At 62.5% G+C, this 10085-nt stretch carries 3 protein-coding genes; all 3 read left to right on the top strand.

Translation table 11 applies throughout. From position 1 onward, the window contains the following. The first annotated feature begins 310 nt into the window (after positions 1 to 310). Genes ABH939_RS32695 through ABH939_RS32685 form a run of 3 tightly spaced genes read left to right on the top strand, consistent with a single transcriptional unit; the run spans position 311 to position 9320 of the window. Positions 311 to 3514 carry a helicase-related protein gene (locus ABH939_RS32695; protein WP_404650729.1) on the top strand — a complete coding sequence of 1068 codons (3204 nt, stop codon included), beginning with the start codon at positions 311 to 313 and terminating at the stop codon, positions 3512 to 3514. A 5-nt stretch (positions 3515 to 3519) separates the two neighbouring features. Next, positions 3520 to 6264 carry a DUF1156 domain-containing protein gene (locus ABH939_RS32690; protein ID WP_404650730.1) on the top strand — a complete coding sequence of 915 codons (2745 nt, stop codon included), beginning with the start codon at positions 3520 to 3522 and terminating at the stop codon, positions 6262 to 6264. A gap of 29 nt (positions 6265 to 6293) precedes the next feature. Beyond that, positions 6294 to 9320, top strand: coding sequence for a DUF499 domain-containing protein (locus ABH939_RS32685; RefSeq protein ID WP_404650728.1), 3027 nt, complete (start codon positions 6294 to 6296; stop codon positions 9318 to 9320). Positions 9321 to 10085 lie beyond the last annotated feature (765 nt).

The following is a 10085-nucleotide window of genomic DNA, read 5'->3' as shown; positions in this document are numbered from 1 at the left end:
CCGCAGGCGCTGGTCCAACCGATGGAAGGCAGCACTGAATGCCTTCGAGATAACGTTCGACGGACGGCTGTCTGCCGGACGAAAGTAGTTAGAAACCAATCAATTACACCGTTTTCTGGACAGACCCCCGCGCCGGCCTGAGTCCTCTCATGTGGCGCAGCAGTTCTGGCAGCAGTTCTGGTGGTGGATTGTGTCGGGTTGACGGCAAGTGAGAGGTCTCGGAGATGGCCGCGGGGGTCGTGGATAAACTCCGGGAAGTCCAGGCCCGTTGCCGACGCGGACTCGAATCGAGGAAAGTGAAGGTGGGCAGGTGTACGAACAGGGCCAGCGTGTGCGACTTGAGAGGGCAGGACTGCCGGCCTTCGCGACAGTGCGATACCCGATTCCCGCAGCTGATGGCGGAATCACGCTGATCTTGCTCGACGATGACGGTGTCACCCACGAGGTGACGATCCGGGCCGGCGACACATCAACGGCTCGACCTCTAGTCAGCGACGGCCGCGCGGGCTCCGCGTCTGTGCTCGCCGGGATGTGGACCCGATGGATGGACGCTGCGGCGTCCAACGCGGAGACCAGCGCGATGGCAGCCACCCCGCTGCGGCCGTACGCCCACCAGCGGACCGCCGTCTACGGGGCGATGCTGCCGCAGCCACAACTGCGGTTCCTGCTCGCCGACGAACCCGGTACGGGCAAGACCATCATGGCCGGCCTATACATCCGAGAGATGCAGCGGATGGGGCTGATTCGGCGCACCATTATCGTGTGCCCGGCGAACCTGTGCACGAAGTGGGTCGCGGACTTCGACCGGTTGCTCGGCGGCGGACTCAAGCACCTGACAGCAGAAACCATCCAGCAGGGTGCACTTCCCACCAGCGACATGTGGGTAGTGTCGCTGGAGCTGGCGGCGATGAATGGTGCTGTGGCGGAGGCAATCCGGCCGGACCTAGCGGGCTGGGACCTGGTCGTGTTTGATGAGGCGCACCGGCTCACCCCGACAGCGACGAGCTTCCATCAGGTCGGCCGGCTCCTAGCGAAGAACACGCCGCGCGCGCTGCTGATGACGGCGACCCCGCACCGCGGGAAGGAGTGGCTGTTCCGGCATTTGCTGCATCTGGTGGATCCGGAGATCTACCCGGACCCGGGTGATGACCCGAAGGTGGAGTTGCAGGCGCTGCGTCCTGGTCCCACGCATTTTCTGCGTCGAATGAAGGAAGACCTGTTCGACTACGACGAGAACAGGCCGTTGTTCAAGGGGCGTACTGCGGCGAACCATAGTGTGCCGTTGTCGAGCATGGAGTTCGGGTTCTATACCGAGTCGCTGGACATGGTGGATCGCTACTTCCCGCCAGCGGCGCAGACGTTGGCGCGGATGGTGTACGGCAAGCGTGCTGCGTCGAGTTTGCATGCGCTTGCGGAGACCTTACGACGCCGGCAGGGTCGCATGGGGGAGTGGAGTGAGGCTGAAGCGGCGCTGTACGCGGAGAGGTCCGACTTCGGGGACGAGGGTGCTGTTGATGAGGCGAAAGTCGTCAACAGTGCTTCGCGGGCGACGCGGGAGGAGCAGACGGCGCTGAAGGACCTGCTGGGGCGGCTAGATGCTGCTGTTGCCGGCGCCGGCTGGACGCCGTCGAAATGGTCGCGGCTGACGGAGGACTGCCTGGCGATCAATGGTGTGCGGCCGGGGACGACGGAGCAAGCTGTGGTGTTCACCGAGTATGCGGACACCGCGGAGTGGATCCGCGCACGGCTGGTATCGGAGGGGTACACCGCTCGCACCTACTCGGGCCGGCAGAGCAGAGCCGAACGTGATGAGACGCGGTCGGAGTTCATGCGTGGCCAGTTCCAGATCATCGTGACCACCGATGCCGGCAACGAGGGCATCGACTTGCAGGCTGCGCATGTGCTGGTCAACTACGATATTCCTTGGTCACTGGTGCGGCTTGAGCAGCGGATGGGACGCATCCACCGCGTGGGGCAAACCCGCGACGTGTTCTTGTACAACCTCGTGGCCACTGATACCCGCGAGGGCGACACGATGATGCGGCTGCTGGAGAACTTCGTTGTCGCGGCCAACGAGCTGCATGGCCAGATGTTCGACTCTCTCTCTGCGGTCGCCGAGATCACCGGCGTCGACTACGAGAAGTGGCTGACAGACCTCTATGGCGACAACGAGGACAAGAAGCACATAGCGATCGAGGCAGCTAAGGCGATCCAGACGCAGGACATGGTGCGCCAGGCCCGTGAGGTGCGCGATACAGAGCGCCGATTGGCAAGCCAGGTCGATGCCGTCGCTGCGATGACGCTGCTTCAGCGAGACCTCTTCTCGCGCATCAACCCTGCGATCATCGAGGCCTATCTCGACAGGCTCCAGGCCACTGGCTGGATCACCGCACAGGGTAGCGCCGCGGGTACGGGGTTCCGGCAGATCACTATCGCGGATGGGGTGCTGCCGACCAGCCTGGGTGGTGGGGCCAGTGTCCACGTCGCAACCAGCGGCACTGCGCTGTCCAGGGCAGCCGAGGACATCGATGTGAGCGGCATCATCACGCTCGGCCCCGGCGAACCAGGCTTCTCGGACCTCATCCGGAAGGCCTCAGAGTCGTTCGCGGAGTCGATGTTTCAGTCCGGGGCAGTCCAAGACCCCTCAAGCCTGACCCCGTACGAGCTGTATGCGTACGAGTCGTCGATGAGTGAGTCGGGGGGCAGCCGCACAAGCATCTGGGCAACGCTGATCAAGGTGGACGACTCTGGGTCTGCACGGCCCGTGCGATGGGAGGCGCTGGCGAATCTGACGCCGACTGCCCGCGCCGGGACGCTGGAGCATCCGGCGCGAGCAGAGCTTGCGCAAACTGCTGCGTTGGAGGTGGCTGTACAGACGCGGCTCGAGCACCAGAAGGTGCGCGCTGATTGGTTCACGCGGGCCAGCAAAGACCTGAAGGACCTTCCGGTGGCTCTCACTGAGGAGATCACCGACAGGGCGGAGCGAATGACGATGCGGAAGGTGCTGCGGGCGCAGACTGCTCGTCGGCTGGAAGGGCTGGAGAAGCTCGTCGATGTCACGCTCAGCGATCCTGAGCTGGTGGGCAGGATTCGCGTCTGGCCGGCGGCGGACGACGCAATGAAGGAGGAGATCGATTCGGAAATGGTCTCCATGCGCCTGGTGGCCAAGCATCTGGAGAGCGACGGATGGAAGGTCGCCGATGTGCATATGGAGTTCTGCGGCTATGACCTCGAGGCCCGCCGCGGCGGCCAGCGCCGCAACATCGAGGTCAAGGGTGTCGCTGGCAGTGCCGCATCGAACGGAATCCGCATGACCGGCAACGAGGTTTTGATCGCCACCCAACAGCGCAAGGACTACTGGCTGTACGTGGTGGACCAATGCGATGACGGCGTCGGCAAGCTCTTTGGCGTCTACGAAGACCCGGCGACGTTGTTCGCCTCCGAGATGAAGGGGGACGCGATTTTCCGGGTCCCCGGCTCAGCCCTATCGACAGCTCTAGGAGCAAATAAGTGACCCGAATGATTGAGCGCTGGTTTCCCTGCGCTGAAGTGAACTCGGCATCGGCCGGGGGATGGGGGCTAGGGCGGGCGGAGAAGGCAGTGTTCCCCTGGTTTGCGGCGCGCCCGCCAGCGCAGGCGAAGGCTGCTGTGCTGTGTTCGTTGCTGCCTTGGCCGGAGGACGAAGCTGAACAGACGCGTCTTCAGGAGCTTGTGCGGAGGGCGATGTCTGGGCGGTACGAAGGGTGGAGGGAACTGCGGAAGGAGATCCTGGCAGCGAATCCGGACGGGGCATCTGTGCTGGATCCGTTCAGTGGCCGAGGAATGATTCCTTTGGAGGCAGCGCGGATGGGGTTGCCGGCGACGGGGGTGGAATACAGCCCGGTCGCGACGATTGCGAGCCAGCTGCTCGCTGACTATCCGTATCGGGATTGGTCGCAGGAGCCGAAACTTCCATGGGGTGGCGACGGATCGACAGTGATCGACGGGGGCCAGAGCAAGTTCATCAATGACGTTGAGGCAGTTCTCACCACGATCGGGGATCGATGGGAAGGGTCCGTGTCGGAGTTCTACCCGAAGCATCAGGGGAAGGCCCCGTGGGCATATCTGTGGGCTGTGACGGTGCCGTGTCAAGACTGCGGGCACCGGTTCCCACTTGTGGGTTCCTACGAACTGCGTCCGGAGAAGACTCGACACCCAAAGAGGGGCGGCCCTGCTGTAGTTGATGCCGGGCAATCGTTCTATGTGGAGGGCGACCGGCGTAGCGGCAGCTGGAATGTCGTCGTTCATGACGGGATCCCAGCCAAGACGCCAACTCTCGCCAATGCACTTGATGCCAATGGGAAGAAGATCGTCGGGAAGTCCGCTATCTGCCCACACTGCGGCCATGTCCACCCTTTGGAGGTTCACAAACGGCTCGCTGCTGAGGGCCACGGGGAAGACGCGTTGTTGGTCGTCGCGGACATTGACACTGACACGGGAAAGAAATATCGGGTTCCGGAGGTAGCGGAGATAGAAGCTGCGCGCGCAGCGGCGCGCGCGCTACGTGAAGAGAAGAACTTCGCGCCGCTAACTCCGGCGGTGCCAGACGAGCAGATTCCCCTGAACAATGGATCAACGATTCGCCCGCAGTTGTATGGATCGAGTACCTACGGCGACTTGATGTGCGACAGACAGACCCTGTCGTTCGTGAGGCTTGCTCGAGTCGTCAACGAAGTTTGTCAGGAGCTGAGGGACCTTGGGTGTGGGGATGAGTACGTTCGGGCGCTGAGTGGATACGTCGGCAGTGTTATCTGCCGCAAGCTCAAGTACTCGACGCGTGGTGCCACGCTGTACGTAGGCAATCAGCAGTTGGATCATATCTTCGTCAACGAGTCGACGATCAAACATTCCTATGACTTTTTGGAGGCGGGGATCAGCGACGGTCCCGGTACCTGGAATTCTCTGGTCCGTTCGGCTCTGACGACACTGTGGTCGGTGTTCGAGGAAATGAGGCCAGTCGGTGTACCGGCGACTGTGTTGCGAGGGTCGGCTGTTGCCCTGCCAATGCGCGCCGGCGCCGTGGCCGCGGTGGTGACGGACCCCCCATATGACGCGATGGTCTACTACTCCGATGCGTCTGATTTTTTCTACGTGTGGCTGAAGCGGGCGCTGTGGAGGTCGCATCCGGAGCTGCTTGTCACGCCCGACCCGCGGGGCTTGCAAGACAAGACGCAAGAGATCATCGTGAAGAACCACGGCCGCGCGCCCGGTGAGCATCGCGATCAGGATCACTACGACACCATGTTGGCGCGGGCATTCGTGGAAATGCGCCGAGCTGTTCAAGACGATGGTGTCGTGTCGATCGTGTTCGGCTCCGGCGACCCGGAGGTGTGGAGCCGGCTTCTGGCTGTCATTGGGAATGCTGGGCTGGTGATGACCGCATCCTGGCCAGCGAATACCGAAGCTGGAGGTCAACAGAATAAGGCCAACATCAAGACCACTGTCACCATGGCCTGTCGGCCTGCGCCGGCTGGCCGGCCGGCTGGTCGGAAGGGTGTCGTCGAGTCGGAGATCTATGCCGAGATCACCGGTCGCTATGCCAACTGGGAACGTGATGGGCTCGCGCCGGCGGACATGCTGATGGCAGCGTCAGGCCCCGCGATGGAGGTCGTTGGGCGATACCGTGAGGTGCTCGATGCGAAGGGCGAACCTGTCGGCATCGAGACCTTCCTCCCGCTCGCCAGGTCAGCCGTTCAGTCCGCGATGTCCGTAATTGTAGAACACCACCCACTGGAAACATTCGACTCCCGCACCCGGTTCGCGCTGTGGTGGGTACAGATCTACGGGCGCCAGGTGCAGGCGAAATCGGCGCTCCGCTGGGAAGGCATGGCTTCATCGCTGAACATGGATGACGTTCGGGATCTGGTGCCCGACACCGGCCAGGGGGTGTCCCTTATTACATCCTCCAAGTTCAAGCACACGCTCGGCAAGGACAGCTCGGTGATCGATGTGGCGTTGATGCTCGCGAAGGTGTCCGAGGATGGGATGGATGCGATGGCTGAGGTCATGGCCAAGTCCGGCCGTACAACAGAAGACGTCTATCTGTGGGCGGCCATCAAGTTCCTCGCCGACCAGCTCCCCTCAAGCGACCCGGATGCGATCAGTTTCAGCCGAATCCTGCGCGGCAAGGACCATATCGGGACAGCGACTGAGGCCGCCAAGTCCAGGGCCAACCTGGCCAAGCTCAAGCGCAGCGACGACGAAAACCAGGGAACCCTGCTGTGAACCCTACAAATCCGATGAAGGACCAGGAAATGACGGCAGAAGTGACCCCCTGGTGGCAGGCGCTCCAGATTCGGCGCGAGATCATCACCGCATCTGGGCAGGTCGACGATGTCCAGATGAGTCTGTACAACGCCTCCCACGGCGGCGCCAGTGCCAGCCCGGTGCCCTACGCGGATGCGCAGTACTACGGCAGCATCACTTACCCCACGACGCGGCTCGTGGGGCTGCTCGCGGAGGTCGCGATCCGGCTCGGCGGCGGCAAGGACTACACCAAGGCTCGCGCGGTCACACGACTTGACCAGGGTATGGGTGGCGGTAAATCGCACGCGTGCATCGGCGCCTACCACCTCGCGGCGAACCCCTCCGCGCTGTTGCGAACGGGGGTGGGGAAGTCAATCGCGGAGACCGCAGCGAAGAAAATTCAGCGAGAGCTGCCTGTCGACTTGAACCGCCCGCATGCAGTGGTCCTCGCATGCGACAACCTCACACCTTTCGCCCCCGACAAAGCGATCGACGGGCCAGCCGTGACCCTCTACGAGCGCTTCCTCTGGCGATTATTCGACCGCGATTACGCACGATTCGAGCACTACGCGCCGTATTTCAACGACAAATCGAAGATCGCCGACGCCATCAAATCGGTTGGCCGACCAGTGTTGATCATCATCGACGAGCTGCTCGACTACATGGGCAACGGGCTAGACGGTGCCAATAAGCCCGATCTGGCGGCACAGGATATGGCGTTCTTGCGTGCGCTGCTCGATGTAATCAACGATGTTCCGCACACGGCGATGATCGTGGTCATGATTGCTGCCGATAGCGACAGCATCGCCCTGTCATCCGCGGCCAGCAAGCGGCGCGATGACCTAACGTCGCTGCTTGAGCGCAACGGCACCCCCGAGACCGTGACGGAGGTGGGGGACTTCGCGGAGATCCTGCGTCGCCGGTTATTCGAAACACCGCCCGCGCGAGAGGTGATTGCCGCGACCGCAGCCAGTTACAACGTGGTGATGCAAGACCCCGCGTGGGCGAAAAACGTGTGGTCCGCGACGAACTCGGCATGGACGAAGGACTGGGACAAGCAAGTCGAGGCCTGCTACCCGTTCCACCCGATGCTCATCGGCATTGCGCGCGGCGAATGGTCTCAAGTGACCGGTTTCCAGCGGGTGCGGTCTACGATCCGGATCTTCGCGGCCACCGTCTATGCGCTTCAGCAGCGCGGAGTCGCCGGCGAGTGGGTGCCAGCGCTGATCGGACCCGGCGACCTGCCGTTATCGGATAACTCGGTGCGCGAGGCAATCCTCGGGTCCGGGCTGGTGGAGGACGATCGGACGATCGCGAACTACCGCAGCCTCGCCGAGAACTGTGTCGTCAACGGGGCGAGGGGGGAGGGCATTGCCCGAGTGCAGGACCTCGAGCGGGTTAAAGACCCGACGATGGCGAACTTGGCGAACCCGTACGCGGCCGAGCGGGCAGCGACGTTCGTGTTCCTGGCTAGCATCATTGGCGCGCTGCGACCGGGACGTAGCCGCGGCAAGGGCGCGACTGGGCCGGAGTTGTTTGCGGCGATGACCGTCGCCGACAGCGCGTTCAGCTTCTTCGATGCTGAGATCGTCTCCAAGGATCTCCTCGACGATGTGAAGGGGATCGGCTCGGCTGTGGAGACCACACCGGGCCAGGGCAACAACAAGCCCCCGCTCTACTACCTGTCGACCCGGCTCACTCTCGGAATGCTCGTCAACGACCTCAAGCGCAAGGTCTCCGACGCTGACCGTGACGAGATGATCATGAAGGTCGCAGAACGACTGTCGGTGTCCGGCCCATTCACGGACAAGCGGATCGTGCGCGCGGATCAGAGTCGCTCACCTCTGGACGTGCTGACGACCGCAGGGACCGACGATGCCCATAGCAACAGGATCGTTGTCCTCGATCCCGCACAGTTTTCGCTGCGCAACGGCATGGAGTCGGCCACTGTCGCCGCACTGAAGGCAGCGATGGGGCTGTCCACGGCACCTGGACAGCCGCCGGTGCAGTGGGCGAGCAGCGTTGTCTACGCAGTAGTCAATACCGGACGTCGTGGGAAGGCCCGCACCCTAGCGAAAGAGTACCTCGCACGGGAGCGGGCGCTGGCGTCGTCAGAGGTGCAGTCGGATCCGGAGCTGAAGGTCAAGGCAGGGAAAGAACTCGCCGACGTACGCAGGGAACTGGAGAAGATGGTGAGCCTGGCCTTTCAGCATGTGGCGTACCTCGCGCAGCCGGATCCCGATGGCGAGCGCCGCTACGAGGACCTGACGCTCGAGGCCGACAACTTGACTGCGCTGAACGGGTCCGCGGTGTGGAAAGCGCTCGCTGATAAGGACAAGGCTCTCGACGCCGGCCAGCTGAGCGTGAACGCTCTCATGCATAATCTTCGGACCTCGGACTATGGACGCAGCCTTGCAGAGATCAGGGGGGCGTTCTACAACGCGCCCCGACTGCCGCTGCTCCACGGAGGTGACGCAGATCTTCGGCAGGCAATCTTCGATGCGGTCGGCCAAGGCCGACTACGCATCGTGGATGGGGCGGGGACGAACGTCGCAGTGACGGGTCCGGGGCAGGTGAACCTCGCGAGTGTGGGGTTGCTGCTGCGGCTTCCGCAGTGTGAGGTGTGCGGTGTCGAGGAGGACCTGCACGAGTGCACGGTCACTCAAACCGATATGGACGGCGAAGACACCGGCACCGGTGCCGGATCCCCTGGTGGTAAGTCCGCCGGTGCGTCACCGTCCCACCCTGAATCTGGTGGGTCGTCAGCCGAAAATCCTGATCCGCAGCCCGATCCCGAGGATGAGCAGGCAGCGGAGAAGCGACTCTCGGTATCCTTCATCGGGAACCTCCTGGGCGACGATGACACGGCCGACAAGTACGGGGCACTGTTCAAGGCCCTGCGGCTGGCATGTGAGGAGGGCGGCGCTACCTACGTGCAGGGCACCCTGGACTTGATGCTGGACACGGAGAGTGCTGATGAAATCGCAGCAGCCGCAAAGGACCTCGGGCTCACCGTAACCGTCAGAGACCAGTAGTCCTGGCTCTGAAGCAACAGGCCCGTGGGCGAGTCAGTGCTCACGGGCGTGTTGGTCTCTCCAAGAGAAAGCACCAATTACATCGCAAAGGACTTGAGCTTGGAATCGACGACTGACCGTGCTTTACCTAGACGGCGCCTCTCTGTGTGTCAAGCCTGGGCCTCGCTTGCAAGATGCCGTGGGTTGCCAAGTAGACGAATCCTGCATCGGTCGTACCGACATTTACAGAAGGCCCCGGTTATGTTTCAGCGTACGAGTGTCGGATGGACGTGCACGCACTCTTTGTAATGGCATGTGGGATTGGCGATCAGGCCAATTACATATTCAAACACGACTATGTCCAGATCACAGACAGACCCTCGCCTGGTTGCATTCGCTGACTGGTCTGGTGAAAGCGGCCGACGAGGCCGGCCCGCTGATTCGGACTGTGCCGAGCCCCGAATCAGCGGGTGTGGAGTGCATGCGGGTAGCGCCGTCGAAGCTGCAGAGATCGGCGGGGGCCGGGTCAAGACCGCTCGTGGCGCACTGCATATGACACGGTTGCTCCGGTTGTAGGAGATCGTCTAGGTAACTGTCCCCTCGGTGGAACAAGAAGCAGCCCGTGATCCGATCCGTGTACGTGAGCAAACTTCCATACCCACAACATCTAGTTACAACTGCAGTCGATCAGTTGTCGACGGCCATCGTAAGCTCCCCACTGGCGGCCATTTATGGCGCATTTTGTGGCCATGGTTTCTCCCCGCGTACGGCCAGATAGTTCCCCAC

It is taken from the genome of Rhodococcus sp. 27YEA6, from assembly GCF_044908235.1.
GTDB classification, from domain to species: Bacteria; Actinomycetota; Actinomycetes; order Mycobacteriales; family Mycobacteriaceae; genus Rhodococcus_F; species Rhodococcus_F qingshengii.
Note: the sequence above shows the minus strand (reverse complement) of the source record. Positions and strands in the feature narration are given on the sequence as shown.

Coding starts and splice junctions, on each gene's coding strand:
- ABH939_RS32690 (WP_404650730.1), top strand. CDS start 3,520: ATGATTGAGCGCTGGTTTCCCTGCGCTGAAGTGAACTCGGCATCGGCC.
- ABH939_RS32685 (WP_404650728.1), top strand. CDS start 6,294: ATGACGGCAGAAGTGACCCCCTGGTGGCAGGCGCTCCAGATTCGGCGC.